A 16,255-nucleotide genomic window follows, 5' to 3' on the forward strand; every position below is an offset into this window, starting at 1 on the left:
GAAGGAACCGACGCTGCGTGAGTTTCGCGGGATTTGAGCTTGAGCTTTGCGCTCGTGACAAGAACAGCATGACACCGGGACTGGAAGATATATGACGTTCGTTTTGAAAGGCGCGGTATCCGCATTGGCAATTTCCTGCGGGCTGGCGGTAATGAGTGCCGCTCCCGCGCATGCCTATACGCTGATGGATATGCTGCGCGGCGACAGGCAGCGGACCCAGAGCACCATCTTCATGGACCAGATGCCGCCCGGCCGGGTGGCGCCGCGCGGCGCGACCGGCGGATCGCTGGGCGGGCTCGATCCGGAAGCGCCGCTGCCAAAGGTGAGCGGTCCGCGCTACTACACCTACAAGACCGAAATGCTGCAATTCGTCGATACCAGCAAGTTCGCCGATCCGATCGTCACCGGTGCGGTTGCCGAAGTTTCGCCGGGCGGCGATTCCACTGCCGAACCCGTGGTGCAGCGCCGCTTCCTGGCGCAGGCGAAGGTCCGCGCCAATGCCGACGTCGCCAAGGCGCTCGAAGCCTATTATGGCGACAACCGCAATCCACTCGTCTGGGTCGACGGCAACCAGATCAACGAGCGCGCCAAGTCGGCGATGGCGACGCTTGCCGATGCGTCCTCGGTCGGGCTCGATGCGGCCGATTATGCCGTTCAGGCGCCCGAGATCGATCCGGCAAATCCCGATCCCGCCGTACGCGACCGGGCGTTGACGCAATTCGAACTCGATCTTTCGGCCAAGGTGCTGGCCTTCGTGCAGGACACGGTGCGCGGCCGCATCGATCCGAACAAGATTTCCGGCTATCACGATTTTCAGCGCAAGGTCGTCAATCTGACGCCGGTGCTGAAACTTGCCCGCATGAGCCCCGATGTCGGCGCTTACATCGCCAGCCGTTCGCCCGACAGCCCGCAGTTCCTGGCGCTGAAGACCGAGCTTGCGAAGCTGCGGGCCGCTGATGGCGGTAGCGAGGAGCACATCGTCATTTCGCTCAGCGGACTGCTTCGGCCGGGCGACAGCTCTCCGGAGATCGCCAATATCGTCAAGGCGCTGCAGAAGCATGGTTCCGAGACGCTGAAGACCGATCATGCGGCGACGCTTGCCGCCTACACCGGCAGCAGCGACTATTCTCCCGACATCGTCTCGCTGGTCGAGGACTTCCAGAAGGAGCGCGGCCTGAAGCCGGACGGCGTCATCGGCCAGGCGACGGTACGCGCCATGACCGGCGGCGACACCAGCGCCTCGAAGATCGACAAGCTCGTCGTTGCCTTGGAGCAGGCGCGCTGGCTGCCGGAGGACCTCGGTTCCCGTTACGTCATGATCAACCAGCCCGCCTACATGGCCTACTACCACAATGACGGCAAGGAACAGCTGTCGATGCGCGTGGTGGTCGGCGGCAAGAACAATCAGACCTATTTCTTCAACGACGAGATCGAGACGGTGGAGTTCAACCCGTTCTGGGGCGTGCCGCAGTCGATCATCATCAATGAGATGCTGCCGAAGCTGCGCTCGGACCCGAACTATCTCGACCAGCTCGGCTACGAAGTCGAAGTCAACGGCCACGCCGTCGCCTCGTCCAGCGTCGATTGGTACGGCTCGACACAGAACGTCTCGGTGCGCCAGCCGCCAAGCAGCGACAATGCGCTCGGCGAACTGAAGATCCTGTTCCCGAACAGCCATGCGATTTACATGCATGACACGCCTTCGAAGAGCTTCTTCAAACGGGACATGCGGGCTCTCAGCCACGGCTGCGTGCGCCTTGCCGATCCGCGCGCCATGGCGGCGGCCGTGCTCGGCACGACTGTCCAGGAGGTCGCAAAGCAGATCGCTACCGGCCAGAACCACGCGGTGAGAGTGCCGCAGAAGATCCCGGTTTACGTTTCCTATTTCACCGCCTGGCCGAACAAGGACGGCGTGGTGGAATATTTCGACGACGTCTACGGCCGCGACGCCTATGTCGACAAAGCTTTCGACGCGACGACGAAGGCGCGTGGGGCGCAGATCTGATACAGGTTTGTCGGGTTATTGAATGGGCGGTCTTCGGGCCGCCCGTTTTGTATAGGGCGAGGAATAGGTGAGCGTTGGTTTGGCAAACCGGCGCGCCAAACTCGTCCCTCATCCCTGTGCTCGTCACAGGAATCGAGCAGCCGCGTGTCCATGCGGCGGGAAATTTCCGTTGATAAATGATGCGATTGCAGGAGCGATCTCATATTCAGCTCAGAGTCTATTCGGCTTGCGGACGCAAGCCGGCTGGATTCCTGTGACAGGCACAGGAATGAGGGAGGATAGGTGAGCGGACGCCTCAGACCGCAACCTTCTCCGCATATTCCCGCAGCAGCCCATCCACCAGCTCCACCGTCAGTTCATCATAATGCGTGATGATCACATCCGGGTTCAACGTCGAGGCCGGCACGTCCGAATAGCCGAAGGGCACGGCGATCGATGGCACGCCGGCGTTTCTCGCTACGGCGATATCGTTGATGCTGTCGCCGATCATCACGGTTCGGGAGAGATCGCCGCCGGCGCGCTCGATCGTGCCCGTCAGATGGCGAGCGTCGGGTTTGCGGTGTTCGAAAGTGTCGCCGCCGGTGATGGCGGCGAAATAGTGGGTGAGATCGAGCTTGTCGAGCAGACCGCGCGCGAGGCTCTCCATTTTGTTGGTGCAGACGGCGAGCCTATAGCCGGCGGATTTCAGCCGCTCCATCGCGGCGACCAGGCCCGGATAGGGCTCGGTATGACCGGGCATGTTGCCGGCATAGTGGGCGACGAAGCGCTCGACCAGCGGCTGCAGGGCGTCTGCGGCGAGCGGATGGCCGCGCAGGCGGCAGGCGCGTTCGATCATTACCCGCGCGCCCTGGCCGACGAGATGGGTGAGATCGTCATAGCTGACCGGTTCGAGGCCGAGGGCTGCGATCGTATGGTTCAGGCTTTCGACGAGATCGACATGGGTATCGAGAAGCGTTCCGTCGAGATCGAAGACGACAAGCGCCTGATGAGCGGGGGCAGGGGTCAAGGGTTTGCCTCTTTAAGCGATAGGGCGTCTGGCGAGGGTCGCCTCCGGGAGCGACCAAGTCGCTCCTGAGGTATGTTATCGCGCGGTGGAAAGCAACGGCCTGGGGACGAGCAGGGAGGCCGCAGGCATTTGTTTCGGCTTTTCATTTTCCGTGATGATTTTGACTTTCGTTTGCCTGGCGAGCCGTGTAAACAGCACATCCAACGCAATATCAGGAGCTGGCGGCGCATGGATGCGCGCGAAATGAAGATCAAGGCCGCCGAGGCCGCACTTGCCCATGTCGAAAGCGGGATGCGCCTTGGGATCGGCACCGGCAGCACGGCCGAAGAGTTCGTCCGGCTGCTGGCGGAGAAGGTCGCCGGCGGCTTCAAGGTCGAGGGTGTCCCGACGTCCGAAAGAACCGCGCGGCTCTGCGTCGAACTGGGCGTGCCGCTGAAGTCGCTCGACGAGCTGCCGGCGCTTGATCTGACGATCGACGGCGCCGATGAGGTCGACGCAGCGCTGAGACTCATCAAGGGCGGCGGCGGCGCGCTGCTGCGCGAAAAGATCGTTGCCGCCGCTTCGCAGCGGATGATCGTCATCGCCGACGAGAGCAAGCTGGTCGACACGCTCGGCGCCTACGCGCTGCCGATCGAGGTCAATCCGTTCGGCCTCGTCTCGACCCGGATGGCGATCGAAAAGGTTGCGGCGCGGCTTGGCCTTTCCGGTGAGCTCAGCCTGCGCCAGTCGGGTGACGGAGAGTTTACCACGGATGGCGGCCATCACATCATCGATGCATCTTTTGGCCGCATTCCTGATGCAGAGGCGCTTTCGAGCGAGCTGAATTCCATACCCGGCGTCGTCGAACACGGGCTCTTTATCAATATGGCGGCACTTGCGATCATTGCCGGTCCTGCGGGTGCGCGCACGCTGCAGGCGAACAGATAACAGGAGCATACACTCATGATGAACATTGCAGGACTTGGCCGTTTCGCCGCTGCGACCATCGTTCTTTCCGGGCTTGCCTTCGGCTCCGCCGTCAAGGCGCAGGAAGCCTCCGATGAGCAGCTGAAGGCTGCGCGCGCGGCGATCGACGCCATCGGCGCCACGGCCCAGTTCGACAACATCCTGCCGGGCCTTGCCGAGCGTCTGAAGGCCGGCCTCATCCAGGATTCGCCGAACTACCAGGACATCATCTCTTCGACGGTCGATGCGCAGGCGCTGGCGCTGGCGCCGCGCCGCGGCGATCTCGAAAAGGAAGCCGCACTCACCTATGCCAAGGCTTTCACGGTCGACGAGCTGAAGGCGATCGCCGCCTTCTACACCTCCGACGTCGGCAAGAAGCTGCTGCGCGACGGCCCGGTCGCTTCGCGCGAAACCGCGAAGGCCGCCGACATCTGGGCGCAGGGCATTTCCCGCGATCTGGAAAAGCAGAGCAACGCCGAACTTTCCAAGGTCATCAAGGCACCGCCGCCGGCAACCGACAGCCCGGTTGCCCCGGCACCGGCCGCCCAGCAGTAAGGCCTGCCTGTCAGAATTTGCGAAAGCCCGGCATCGTCCGGGCTTTTTTGTTATGATGGATGCCGCAGTGACCGGCGAGGCAACATGTCCGATCAATACGAGGCTGTACGAGCGCGGATATCAGGCAAGGTCCAAGGCGTGGGATTTCGCGTGTGGACGCGCGATGAGGCGTTGCGGCTCGGGGTCACAGGCTGGGTACGCAACGAAGCGGACGGATCGGTGGCCGCCCTGATCGCCGGATCGGATGGCGCGATTTCGGCGATGATCGAGCGTTTGAAGCGCGGCCCTGCGGGCGCATCGGTTTCAGGCGTCGAGACGGAAACGATCCGCCTCGAGAAGACGCCGGCGGATTTCCGCATCACCGGCTGATAGCAGGTGCGGCCTGGCGCTCAGCCCCAATCCTTCGAACTCTTGGCCAATTGCCATACGCCCGTCTCGTCCGGCTCCACGCGCTTATTGCCGCGGTAGAAGATCGGCAGTCCGGTTTTCTTGTCCATGGCGAAGCGGCTCGGCGTGAATTTCTCGTTCTCGTGGCCCTGGATGGCGAGGTTGAGCGCTTCCTTGAATTTGCCGGCCTTGCACAGGTTGGCGAAGAGAGTTTGATCCATAATCTGCTCCGGCATGCTTTTCCGTTTCCCTGCATTGCCCTGCCAGCCGCAGCGGGCCTGGTCAACCCTGACGATGACAGTGGTCAACGTTGACGGAGCAAGATTTGGCGATGGAGAACGGGAAGATGCAGGAGCGGGGCTTTTGTTTTGATGAGGATCGCCCCTATATCAGGGACGTCCTTCCTGCGATTCCTTCCGGAGCTTCTCATGTCTTCCTATGATTACGACCTCTTCGTCATCGGTGGCGGTTCCGGCGGCGTGCGCGGCGCTCGTGTCGCCGCTTCGCTCGGCAAGAAGGTGGCGATCGCCGAGGAGTACCGCTACGGCGGCACCTGCGTCATCCGCGGCTGCGTCCCGAAGAAGCTCTTCGTCTATGCGTCGCAGTTCCACGAGCACTTCGAGGATGCAGCGGGCTTCGGCTGGACGGTCGGCGAAAGCAGCTTCGACTGGAAGAAACTGGTGGCGGCCAAGGATGCCGAGATCGCCCGGCTGGAAGGCCTGTACAAAAAGGGCCTCGCCGGCGCCAATGCCGAAATCCTGGAAACACGCGCCGAGCTCGTCGATGCCCATACGGTGCGATTGATGAACACCGGGCAGACGGTGACGGCGAAGACGATCGTGATCGCGACCGGCGGCCGGCCGAACCCGCATGCCGCGCTCCCCGGCCACGAGCTTTGCATCTTCTCCAACGAGGCCTTTCATCTCGAGGAGCTGCCGAAATCGATCGTCATCGCCGGCGGCGGTTACATCGCCGTCGAATTCGCCAATATCTTCCACGGTCTCGGCGTCGAGACGACGCTGATCTACCGCGGCGCCGAGATCCTCTCGCGCTTCGACGAGGATCTGAGGCGCGGGCTGCATGAGGCGATGGTCGCCAAGGGCATCCGCATTCTCTGCCATGACACGCTGCAGCAGGTTTCGAAGGGCGAGGACGGTCTCGTTCTCGAGACGCTGAACAGCGGCACGCTGCGGGCCGACGTCGTCATGCTGGCGCTCGGGCGTGATCCGAACACGGAGGGCCTCGGCCTCGAAGCGGCCGGCGTCGCCGTCGATGAGCGCGGCGCCATCATCGTCGACGATTATTCCCGCACCAACGTCGAAAACATCTATGCGCTCGGCGATGTCACCAACCGGGTACAACTGACGCCGGTGGCGATTCACGAGGCGATGTGCTTCATCGAGACCGAATACAAGAACAATCCCACCCGGCCGGATTACGAGCTGATCCCGACCGCCGTCTTCTCGCAGCCGGAGATCGGCACCGTCGGCCTGTCGGAAGAGGAGGCGGGCAAGCGGTACGGCGAGCTCGAAGTGTACCGCGCCCAGTTCCGGCCGCTGAAGGCCACGCTTTCCGGCCGGCCTGAGCGGATGATCATGAAGCTGATCGTCGATGCGGCGAGCCGCAAGGTGGTGGGCGCCCATATTCTTGGCCATGATGCCGGCGAAATGGCGCAGCTGCTCGGCATCACGCTGAAGGCCGGCTGCACCAAGGACGATTTCGACAGGACGATGGCGCTGCATCCGACCGCGGCCGAAGAGCTCGTCACCATGTATGCGCCGACCTACCGCATCCGCGACGGGCAGCGCGTTTGAGGCTCCCGTGTGCGCTTAGCTGGTAATGCGCGGCGCACGGATGACCTTGAGGAAGAGTGCCTTCATCGCATCGGCGATACCTTCGGTCGGGGTCACCTCGAAATAGAGGCCCGGCGAGGCGCATTCCTGCATCTTGGTCGGGATCTGGCTCTGGAAGGGGCTGATCCAGGTATTGTACCAGCTGTTTTTCGGCAGAGGCAGGTAGGTCGTGTAAAGCACCGCAATCCTGATGCCCTTGTCCTTCAGCGGCTTGCAGAAGGAAGTGTCGATCGGCTCCTGGCACCGCTTGCCGGTGAGTCTCTTGGTGCAGCCCTTCGGCTTCTCGCTGTCGCCGACGCCGTCCGAAACGAAGAACAGGATCTTCTGCCGCGTCGTGGAAGTGCTGCCGTCGCCAGGGGTGGTGATGATGTCGTTCATCTGCGTCAGAGCGTTGTCGAAGCTTGTCTGCTGGTCGTTGTTATAACCCTGATACGGAATGGTCATCAGATCAACGGCGTCGGTATAGGTGCGTACCTGATCGAGATTGTCGGTCGGATCGGAGATGGTGGTGAGCTTGGCGTCTTCGGCCTTGGTGCCGAAGGTGTAGACGCCCATTTGGAATTGATTGGTGGAAACCCGCGTCGCTTTTGCGGTCTGCGTCAGTTCCTTGGTCGCCTGGCGCACGACGTCGATGCGCATGCTGACGCCGAGCCTCTTGGCGAGATTGTAGTAGTTGTTGCTGTTTTGCGTTTCATGGCAGGCGAAGGCGCAGCTATCGCTGGTGTTCTTTTCCATCGTCGAGACGTCTTTTGCGGTGGCGCCGACGCCCATTGACGGGGTGTTGTCCAGCAGGATGTAGAAATCCATGAAGGAAGCGGTCTGATATTCGGCCGTTGCCGTGCCCGAGATGGTGATCGAATCCCGGCCGAGCACGCGCATGAAGGTGGTCGGCACGGTCGCCGTGAAGGAAACCTGCGAGTTCAGCTTGTTGGCGGCCTTGGTGACGTCGATGCCGAGATCGACTTGAATATCGGTGAGCTCGCCCGACATCTGAGACATGAAGATGTTGCGGGCATCGGTTTTGCCAAGCGAGATCGTGCCGTTGCCGCTCATCGTCATCGCGGCGGCGACCGCGCCGGATTTTTCGGCGATCGAACCGACGGCGGCGGCATCGGCGGCGGCGTAAAGCTGCGTCCTCAGGCTCAATGCATGGGCGAAATCCACAGCCATGCCGGCGGCGCCAAGCAGCGGCAGCATCAGCAGCGCAGTCATGATGCCAAAATTGCCCGAGCGGTCCGATATGAAACCGGGCGGAAGGATCGCCATCACATGTCCCCAATGTTGAAACTCTTTCCGCTTCTACATGCAAAGTCTAAAATATGGGGAAAGCGACATGGTATATTCCGGTTTAACCCGTGAATGCGGACTGCAGAGGCGCGGCGATAAGCTTGCGGCGATTGGCCTTTGCAAGGCTGATCTAAAAGTCTATAAGCCGCCAAATATTAAGACAGGGCATCCCGGCGATGGATGTGAGTGAGGTGAGTGTGATGGCAGAGAATTGGACCCCGAGCAGCTGGCGGCAGAAACCGATCCTGCAGGTTCCCGAGTATCCTGATGCGGCCGCTTTGGCGGCAACGGAAGCCCAGCTCGCCAGCTATCCGCCGCTCGTCTTCGCAGGCGAGGCGCGCCGTCTGAAGAAGCATCTTGCCAATGTCGCAGAAGGCAACGGCTTCCTGCTGCAGGGCGGCGACTGCGCCGAGAGCTTCGCCGAACACGGCGCCGACAATATCCGCGACTTCTTCCGCGCCTTCCTGCAGATGGCCGTCGTCCTGACCTTCGGCGCGCAGCTGCCGGTCGTCAAGGTCGGCCGCATCGCCGGCCAGTTCGCCAAGCCGCGTTCGTCCAACGTCGAGAAGCAGGGCGACGTGACGCTGCCGGCCTATCGCGGCGACATCATCAATGGCATCGAGTTCACCGAAGAGTCGCGCATTCCGAACCCGGAACGCCAGGCCATGGCCTACCGCCAGTCGGCCGCCACGCTGAACCTGCTGCGCGCCTTCGCAATGGGCGGTTACGCCAATCTCGAAAACGTGCATCAGTGGATGCTGGGCTTCGTCAAGGACAGCCCGCAGGGTGAGCGCTATCGCAAGCTTGCCGACCGCATCAGCGAAACCATGGATTTCATGAAGGCAATCGGCATCACCTCGGAGAACCAGCCGAGCCTGCGCGAGACCGATTTCTTCACCAGCCACGAGGCGCTGCTGCTCGGCTACGAAGAGGCGCTGACCCGCGTCGACTCCACCTCGGGCGACTGGTACGCCACATCGGGCCACATGATCTGGATCGGCGACCGCACGCGTCAAGCAGACCATGCGCATATCGAATATTGCCGCGGCATCAAGAACCCGATCGGCCTGAAATGCGGCCCATCGCTGCAGGCCGACGATCTGCTGCAGCTGATCGATATCCTGAATCCGGCCAATGAAGCCGGCCGCCTGACGCTCATCTGCCGCTTCGGCCATGAGAAGGTCGCCGAAAACCTGCCGCGCCTCATCCGCGCGGTCGAGCGCGAAGGCCGCAAGGTCGTCTGGTCCTGCGATCCGATGCACGGCAACACGATCACGCTCAACAACTACAAGACCCGTCCCTTCGAGCGGATCCTCTCGGAAGTCGAAAGCTTCTTCCAGATCCACCGCGCCGAAGGCACGCATCCCGGCGGCATCCATGTCGAAATGACCGGCAAGGACGTGACGGAATGCACCGGCGGCGCCCGCGCCGTCACTGCCGACGATCTGCAGGACCGCTACCACACCCATTGCGATCCGCGTCTCAATTCCGACCAGGCGCTCGAACTCGCCTTCCTGCTTGCCGAGCGCATGAAGGGCGGCCGCGACGAGAAACGTATGGTCGTCAACGGCTGAGACCAGGCTGAAACGAATAACGGAAAAACCCGGCGTGATGCCGGGTTTTTTATTGCCTTCAGATGCTCGCCTGGACACTGTGCAAGCTGGCGTAAACGCCGCCTTGCGTCATCAGATCGTCATGCGTGCCCTGTTCGACGATGCCGTCGCCCGTCAGCACCAGGATGCGGTCGGCATGACGGACGGTCGACAGACGATGGGCGATGACCAGGGTGGTGCGGCCGTTCGCGAGACTGAGCAGCGCCTGCTGCACCGCCCGTTCGCTCTCATTGTCGAGCGCGCTGGTCGCCTCGTCGAAGATCAGGATCTCAGGATCCTTGAGGAAGGCGCGGGCGATGGTAATGCGCTGGCGCTGGCCGCCCGAAAGCTTGACGCCGCGCTGGCCGATATCGGTGTCATAGCCATTGGGCAGGGCAATGATGAAATCGTGCGCGTTGGCGGCGCGGGCGGCAGCTTCGAGTTCGTCATCGGTCGCATCCGGCCTGCCGTAGCGCAGGTTTTCCGCAACGGTGCCGGCGAAGAGGTAGACATCCTGCTGCACCACGCCGACATGGCGCCGAAGCGAGGCGAGCGTCACGTCTCTTACATCGGTGCCGTCGATGCGTATCGCCCCGGCCTCGACATCATAGAAGCGTGGGATGAGGGCGCAGAGCGTGCTCTTGCCGACGCCGGAGGGGCCGACCAAGGCGACGAACTCTCCGGGGGCAATGGTCAGCGACAGCCGCTCCAGGACGCTGGGGCCATCGGCCTCGTAGCCGAAGGCGACGTCGGAAAAGCTGATCTCGCCCTTGGGCGCGGGCATCGGACGGGCGTCCGGCCGATCGGTGATATCGGGCGCGATCTCCAGGATTTCCATGGCCCTGATGAAGCCGGTATAGCCCTCCTGCCAGAGACGCACGAAGTTGGCGAGCCGCTGCACCGGATCGACCAGTACGGCGACGCAGAGCAGGAAGGTCAGCATGTCGGGGACGGTGAGATCCGCCGACAGGATACGCAAGCCTCCGACGATGATCACCAATATAGTGACCAGCTGGGCAAAGGTTTCGGTGCCGACCGAAAACCAGGCCTCGCTGCGGTAGCCTTCGGCGCGGCTTTGCAGGAAACGCTGGTTCTGTGCGTCAAAGCGCTGTCTTTCCAGCGCCTCGTTGGCGAAGGACTGGACGACACGGATGCCTGCCAGAGCATCCTCCACCCGCTCGTTGACGGCCGCGATCTGCCGCTTGCTGGCTTCGAGGGCGCGGTTCATGCGCCGGTTGAAATAGAGCGCGTAAGCCACCGCGACCGGCGTGAGCAGCAGGATCAGGGTCGCCAAAGGAGGATCGATGAAGAACAGCACCAGCATGGCGCCGCCATATTTCAGCACGGCGATGGAAAGATCCTCGGGGCCGTGGTGGAAGAGTTCGCCGAGCCAGAGAGAGTCATTGGTGATGCGGCTCATCAGCTGCCCGGTGCGCTGGCGGTCGTAGAAGCTGAAGGAGAGTTTCTGGCAATGCTCGAAGAGCTCCTGCCGCACCGTCGCTTCGATGTGGGCGCCCATGACGTGGCCGCGATAATCGACGAAGAAGATCGCAGCGATCTGGACCGCCAGAACGGCCAGCATGACGCCGCCCATCGCCAGGATCTGGGCAAAGACCTGCGGCGCGTCGGGCAGCGTCAGAAGACGGCTGGTGACGATATTGGCACAGAGCGGCAGGGCCACCGCCGTGCCGGCAACGAGGATGGCGCAAAGCAGATCCGCCAGCAGCAAAGGCAGATGCGGGCGGTAGTAAGAGAGGAACTTGCGCATGCGCGACCAGCGCCGCTCGCGGTCGGCGGCATTCCAATCGTCGCGGAAGAAGTTCAGGAAGAGGTTATGACGTCGCGAGCTTTTCCTCGCGCGGGAGAACGGAGTGTGCATGAAGCAGAATGTCCTTGTGGGCGATGTTTCCTTTCTGTTTGGACAGGGTCGCTCTCATGTCAGTCTCCCAAGCTTGAATGAATTGAGCCGGCAGTATCACCGAGAACCGGCATCAATTCAACGCGGGGACGGGAGGAGATAGGCGAGTGTTGTCTATGAGCAACAGCGGGAGGTTGTCCCGCGGAGTGAGCGAGCTTCAAGATTTATGATCTTTCGTTGAACGGAATGGATTTGACGCATGGTCCGAACGACGGCAACTTCTGAAAAAAATGGAGGAGTGGTCATGACCGAACGGCATACAGGCGGCTGCCTTTGCGGCGCCGTGCGATATTCGATTGCGGGAAAGCCCGGCCCCGTCGTCGGCTGCCACTGCTCGCAATGCCGCCGGCAGACGGGGTTTTATTATGCGGCGGTCAACGTGCCGCGCACCGCTCTTTCGGTCGAAGGCGCGGAGACGGTACGCTGGTATCGGTCCAGCGGCGAGGCGCAGCGCGGCTTCTGTTCGAATTGCGGCTCGGCGCTGTTCTGGCAGGGCGACGAAGCGGTGGAGGTTTCGGTCATGGCCGGAAGTTTCGACGAGCCGACCGGCCTTGCCTTCAGTCACCACATCTACTGCGCCGACAAGGGCGATTTCTACGAGATATCAGACGGGCTGCCACAGTATGACAGATATCCGGTCTAGCTTTTCGCAGAGAGTGCGGCGGTGAGGCGAGCGACATCCTCGCGCAGCGCCGTCAGCTCGGTCAGAACGCTCATGTCGATCTTCTGGTGTAGTGACAGCACTTCGAGCTCGGCCTTCAGGTTCACTTCATAATCCTTTGCGGCCTCGAAGCGGTCGCGCTCGGCCTGGCGGTTCTGCGACATCATGATGATCGGCGCCTGGATGGCTGCGAGCATCGACAGGATCAGATTGAGGAAGACAAAGGGGTAGGGGTCGAAGGCGCCGCTTGCGAGGATAAGGGTGTTGATCAGGGTCCAGACGACTAGGAAAGCCAGGAAAGCGAGGATGAAGGACCACGAACCGCCGATGCGGGCGATGCCATCGGCAACGCGCGCGCCGAACGAGGCCTCGGCAGAAAAAGCGGCGTTGACGTCGGTCGAGATGATCTTGCGCTCGTGCGCTTTTGCCAGCACCCGCTTTTCGATGGCGCCGAGTTCATCGGCCGGCTTGTCGAAATGATGGTGCACGAAGTTCGAAAGATTATACATGGCCTTGTTTCCGGTGCTGTCGCTTTCGGCGCAGTATTCCGCTCCGGCGGTAAATTGCAATGCGGCGTATCGGTGCCCCGGTAACACGGAGATCGCGACGATGACCAGCTGAAGAACTAAACCTTCGAGCGCCTTGTGAATGTCAGATCTATTTTCAGTCGTGTTATTCTATGCTAGGTTGAGTGCCGGGTGGCTGGGGAGACACGACAATGGATGTGATGGGGACGGAAAACGCCGCTTTATCCAGTGAGCAGAGATGGCTTAAGCAAGAGCATAAGATGTTTTCTCGGATCGAGAATGACCTGCGTTACTATAACGGTGAAATAAAGCTGTGCAGAGTTGCTCAAACCAATTTGTCCATCGCGGTTATGATATTCGGCGTGCTTACGCCCGTCGTCATCGCTGAGGCCGGCAAAACAGATAGCTTTTTCGGTTCGTCTGCGTTGCTGACTACGGTTGCAACCGGCATGGCCGCGCTTGCGGCAATCCTTGAAGGAATACGCCGTATAGGACGATTTGATCGTCGATGGATCGCCAACTATTCGGCGGCGACCAAAATCAGGCGATTGCGCGACCAATACAGATTGAGACAGATAGGAAAGCCTGTCGGTTCCGACGACTGGAAGGAAAATATCGTCCACTATCAACAGTTGATCAACGACGTTCTCGACAAGGAGACGGCGATATTTTTCAAAGACCTGGACAAACCCGAAGATGAACCTTCACCAGAGAAGGATCAGACCGGCAAGGGGGCAAAGCCAAAGAATTAGCCAGTGCAACGGTACAATTCCGCGAGTGGCTCAGGCGACCTTCGCCATCATCATCCAAGACCCTGGGATCGACCTCCTTGCGCGAAATCGCTCATCTCTCTTGCCCAGCGAGCTCAAGTAATCCGGTCACAAAAATTTCGTCACTGCCAGGCGCTGCTTTCATTGCGAACAGGTTGCCGTTGCGGAAGCTGCAGGCTAAATAAATGACATGACACAGGAAAACGCTCTCTCCGGTATCTTCCGCATTGCGGTCGGCCAGCTCAATCCCACGGTCGGCGATGTCGCCGGCAATCTTGCCAAAGCCCGCGAGGCGCGCGCCGATGCGGCGCGGGAAGGCGCCGATCTGCTTGTCCTGACCGAGCTTTTCATCTCCGGCTATCCGCCGGAGGATCTGGTGCTGAAGCCTGCTTTCATCCGCGCCTGCTGGAAGGCGGTGGAAAGCCTGGCGGCCGATACCGCCGATGGTGGGCCGGGCGTTCTCATCGGCTTTCCCCGGCAGGATGAAACCGGGCGCTACAATTCCGTTGCCGTGCTCGACGGCGGCAAGGTGATCGCCGTGCGCGACAAGGTGGACCTGCCGAATTACGGCGAGTTCGACGAGAAGCGCGTGTTCGTTCAGGGCGCCATGCCGGGGCCGGTGAATTTCCGCGGCGTGAGGCTCGGCATCCCGATCTGCGAGGATATCTGGGGCGAACTCGGCGTCTGCGAGACGCTGGCAGAAAGCGGCGCGGAAATCCTGCTGTCGCCGAACGGCTCGCCCTATTATCGCGGCAAGGTGGATATCCGCCATCAGGTGGTGCTGAAGCAGGTGATCGAGACCGGCCTGCCGCTGGTCTATGCCGCCCAGCTCGGCGGCCAGGACGAGCTTGTCTTCGATGGCGCGAGCTTCGCCTTCAACGCCGACAAGTCGCTCGCCTTCCAGATGAGCCAGTTCGAAACCGCGCTGGCGGTGACGACATGGAAGCGCGGCGAAGCCGGCTGGCATTGCGCCGAAGGGCCGACAGCGCATATTCCCGAGGGTGAGGAGGCCGATTACCGCGCCTGCCTGCTGGGCTTCCGCGATTACGTCAACAAGAACGGCTTCAAGACTGTGGTGCTCGGCCTTTCCGGCGGCATCGACTCGGCGATCTGCGCGGCGATCGCCGTCGACGCGTTGGGCGAGGAGCGGGTGCGCACCGTGATGCTGCCCTACCGCTATACTTCGGAGGATTCGCTGAAGGATGCGGCCGATTGCGCCAAGGCGCTCGGCTGCCGCTATGACATCGTGCCGATTGAGGAGCCGGTGACGGGTTTCAGCAGCGCGCTTGCCGATCTCTTCGAGGGGACGGATAGCGGCATCACCGAAGAGAACCTGCAGAGCCGCGCGCGTGGCGTCATCCTGATGGCGATCTCCAACAAGTTCGGCGCGATGGTGGTGACGACGGGCAACAAGTCGGAAATGTCGGTCGGCTACGCCACGCTTTATGGCGACATGAACGGCGGCTTCAACCCGATCAAGGACCTCTACAAGATGCAGGTCTATGCGCTGGCCCGCTGGCGCAACGAAAACGTGCCGCCGAGCGCGCTTGGGCCGTCAGGCGAGGTGATCCCGCAGAATATCATCGACAAGGCCCCATCCGCCGAGCTGCGTCCCGACCAGAAGGACCAGGATTCGCTGCCGCCTTACCCCGTCCTCGACGATATTCTCGAATGCCTGGTGGAGAAGGAGATGGCGGTTGAAGAAATCGTCGCGCGCGGCCATGACGTGGCGACCGTTCACCGCGTCGAACATCTTCTCTATCTCGCCGAATACAAGCGCCGGCAGTCGGCGCCGGGCGTGAAGATCACCAAGAAGAATTTCGGGCGCGACCGGCGTTATCCCATCACCAACCGGTTCCGGGATCGCTGACGCAATCGAGATCGCTGACGCAATCGATATCAGGGAGAAGAGACATGCGCAGCTCGGTCGAGATCTACAATGTTAGGACGGGCAGGGCGCGTGAGGTCTGGCAGACGGATCAGCTGGTGGAGGCGCCGAATTTCGCTCCCGACGGCTCCTATCTCCTGCTGAACGGTGATGGGCTGCTCTTCCGGATTCCGCTCGATGGCGGCGAGGTTGTTCAGGTCGATACCGGCTTTGCCGTCAACTGCAATAATGACCACGGCATCTCGCCCGATGGTACTGAGATCGTCATTTCCGACAAGACTGAATTTGGCAAGTCGTCGATCTATATCCTGCCGATCGAGGGCGGCACGCCGCGGCTCGTCACTGAGAACCAGCCGTCCTACTGGCATGGCTGGTCGCCGGATGGGCGCCAGCTCGCCTATTGCGGCATCCGCGACGACCTCTTCGACATCTACACGATCTCCGTCGACGGCGGCGCCGAGACGCGGCTGACGCATGGCGAGGGCCGCAACGACGGGCCGGATTATTCCGCCGACGGGCAATGGATCTATTTCAATTCTAGCCGCACCGGGCTGATGCAGATCTGGCGCATCCATCCAGACGGCAGCGGGCTCGAACAGGTGACCTCGGACAATCAGGGCAACTGGTTTGCTCATCCATCGCCCAAGAACGACAAGGTGCTGATCCTGTCCTACGATCCCAGCGTTTTCGACCATCCACGAGATCTCGACGTGCGGCTGCGGCTGATGGATATGGATGGCGGCAATCTGAAGACGCTGTTCGAGCTATTCGGCGGGCAGGGCACGATCAACGTGCCCTGCTGGTCACCGGACGGTGACGAGTTTGCTTATGTCAGGTATTTTCCGGTGAGTTCTTGAGACG

Annotated in this window: 15 protein-coding genes; 10 read left to right on the forward strand and 5 right to left on the reverse strand. The window is 61.5% G+C overall.

Annotation, left to right across the window (positions count from 1 at the left end; all coding sequences use genetic code 11):
* The first annotated feature begins 91 nt into the window (after positions 1 to 91).
* The gene (locus ATY76_RS18155; protein ID WP_088676145.1) at positions 92 to 2,005 is read left to right on the forward strand and encodes a murein L,D-transpeptidase; all 1,914 of its coding nucleotides are present in this window, start codon (positions 92 to 94) and stop codon (positions 2,003 to 2,005) included.
* Positions 2,006 to 2,300: 295 nt separating this feature from the next.
* On the opposite strand, the gene ATY76_RS18160 is transcribed toward ATY76_RS18155, so the two are convergent.
* Positions 2,301 to 3,011: an HAD family hydrolase gene (locus tag ATY76_RS18160; RefSeq protein WP_088676146.1), complete on the reverse strand. Its 711-nt coding sequence runs from the start codon at positions 3,009 to 3,011 to the stop codon at positions 2,301 to 2,303.
* Between the two features lie 228 nt (positions 3,012 to 3,239).
* Between ATY76_RS18160 and rpiA the strand changes: the two genes are divergently transcribed.
* From rpiA to ATY76_RS18175, 3 genes are all read left to right on the forward strand, one after another.
* The gene (rpiA, locus tag ATY76_RS18165; RefSeq protein WP_088676147.1) at positions 3,240 to 3,938 is read left to right on the forward strand and encodes a ribose-5-phosphate isomerase RpiA; all 699 of its coding nucleotides are present in this window, start codon (positions 3,240 to 3,242) and stop codon (positions 3,936 to 3,938) included.
* Positions 3,939 to 3,953: 15 nt separating this feature from the next.
* Entirely contained in the window at positions 3,954 to 4,511 is a 558-nt protein-coding gene (locus ATY76_RS18170; protein ID WP_088676148.1) for a DUF2059 domain-containing protein, read from the forward strand.
* A gap of 84 nt (positions 4,512 to 4,595) precedes the next feature.
* Positions 4,596 to 4,880 (forward strand): acylphosphatase, encoded by a 285-nt coding sequence (locus ATY76_RS18175; protein WP_088676149.1) that lies wholly within the window; start codon positions 4,596 to 4,598, stop codon positions 4,878 to 4,880.
* Between the two features lie 20 nt (positions 4,881 to 4,900).
* On the opposite strand, the gene ATY76_RS18180 is transcribed toward ATY76_RS18175, so the two are convergent.
* A complete protein-coding gene (locus tag ATY76_RS18180; RefSeq protein WP_088676169.1) occupies positions 4,901 to 5,119 on the reverse strand; it encodes a hypothetical protein in 219 nt (72 codons plus the stop codon).
* 207 nt (positions 5,120 to 5,326) lie between these two features.
* On the opposite strand from ATY76_RS18180, the gene gor reads away from it, so the two are divergent.
* Positions 5,327 to 6,712, forward strand: coding sequence for a glutathione-disulfide reductase (gene gor, locus ATY76_RS18185; RefSeq protein WP_088676150.1), 1,386 nt, complete (start codon positions 5,327 to 5,329; stop codon positions 6,710 to 6,712).
* Positions 6,713 to 6,727: 15 nt separating this feature from the next.
* Here gor and ATY76_RS18190 read toward each other — a convergent pair whose 3' ends face one another.
* On the reverse strand, positions 6,728 to 8,017 hold the full coding sequence (locus ATY76_RS18190) for a vWA domain-containing protein (protein WP_088676151.1): 1,290 nt from the start codon (positions 8,015 to 8,017) through the stop codon (positions 6,728 to 6,730).
* Between the two features lie 221 nt (positions 8,018 to 8,238).
* Here ATY76_RS18190 and ATY76_RS18200 point away from each other — a divergent pair, with 221 nt between their 5' ends.
* Positions 8,239 to 9,612 (forward strand): 3-deoxy-7-phosphoheptulonate synthase class II, encoded by a 1,374-nt coding sequence (locus ATY76_RS18200; RefSeq protein ID WP_088676152.1) that lies wholly within the window; start codon positions 8,239 to 8,241, stop codon positions 9,610 to 9,612.
* Positions 9,613 to 9,670: 58 nt separating this feature from the next.
* Here the strand turns inward: ATY76_RS18200 and ATY76_RS18205 are convergent, their stop codons facing one another.
* On the reverse strand, positions 9,671 to 11,509 hold the full coding sequence (locus tag ATY76_RS18205) for an ABC transporter ATP-binding protein (protein ID WP_088676153.1): 1,839 nt from the start codon (positions 11,507 to 11,509) through the stop codon (positions 9,671 to 9,673).
* Positions 11,510 to 11,792: 283 nt separating this feature from the next.
* Between ATY76_RS18205 and ATY76_RS18210 the strand changes: the two genes are divergently transcribed.
* On the forward strand, positions 11,793 to 12,191 hold the full coding sequence (locus ATY76_RS18210) for a GFA family protein (RefSeq protein ID WP_088676154.1): 399 nt from the start codon (positions 11,793 to 11,795) through the stop codon (positions 12,189 to 12,191).
* Here the strand turns inward: ATY76_RS18210 and ATY76_RS18215 are convergent.
* Positions 12,188 to 12,718: a DUF1003 domain-containing protein gene (locus ATY76_RS18215; protein ID WP_088676155.1), complete on the reverse strand. Its 531-nt coding sequence runs from the start codon at positions 12,716 to 12,718 to the stop codon at positions 12,188 to 12,190. The genes ATY76_RS18210 and ATY76_RS18215 overlap by 4 nt on opposite strands.
* A 209-nt stretch (positions 12,719 to 12,927) precedes the next feature.
* Between ATY76_RS18215 and ATY76_RS18220 the strand changes: the two genes are divergently transcribed.
* The 3 genes from ATY76_RS18220 (at position 12,928) to ATY76_RS18230 (ending at position 16,251) form a co-directional block, all read left to right on the forward strand.
* Positions 12,928 to 13,488, forward strand: coding sequence for a DUF4231 domain-containing protein (locus tag ATY76_RS18220; RefSeq protein WP_088676156.1), 561 nt, complete (start codon positions 12,928 to 12,930; stop codon positions 13,486 to 13,488).
* 208 nt (positions 13,489 to 13,696) lie between these two features.
* Positions 13,697 to 15,376, forward strand: a complete 1,680-nt coding sequence (locus ATY76_RS18225) for an NAD+ synthase (RefSeq protein WP_088676157.1) — start codon at positions 13,697 to 13,699, stop codon at positions 15,374 to 15,376.
* A gap of 44 nt (positions 15,377 to 15,420) precedes the next feature.
* Positions 15,421 to 16,251 (forward strand): TolB family protein, encoded by an 831-nt coding sequence (locus tag ATY76_RS18230; protein WP_088676158.1) that lies wholly within the window; start codon positions 15,421 to 15,423, stop codon positions 16,249 to 16,251.
* Positions 16,252 to 16,255: the final 4 nt, after the last annotated feature.

This window comes from Rhizobium sp. R339 (genome assembly GCF_002211395.1).
Classification (GTDB): Bacteria; Pseudomonadota; Alphaproteobacteria; order Rhizobiales; family Rhizobiaceae; genus Rhizobium.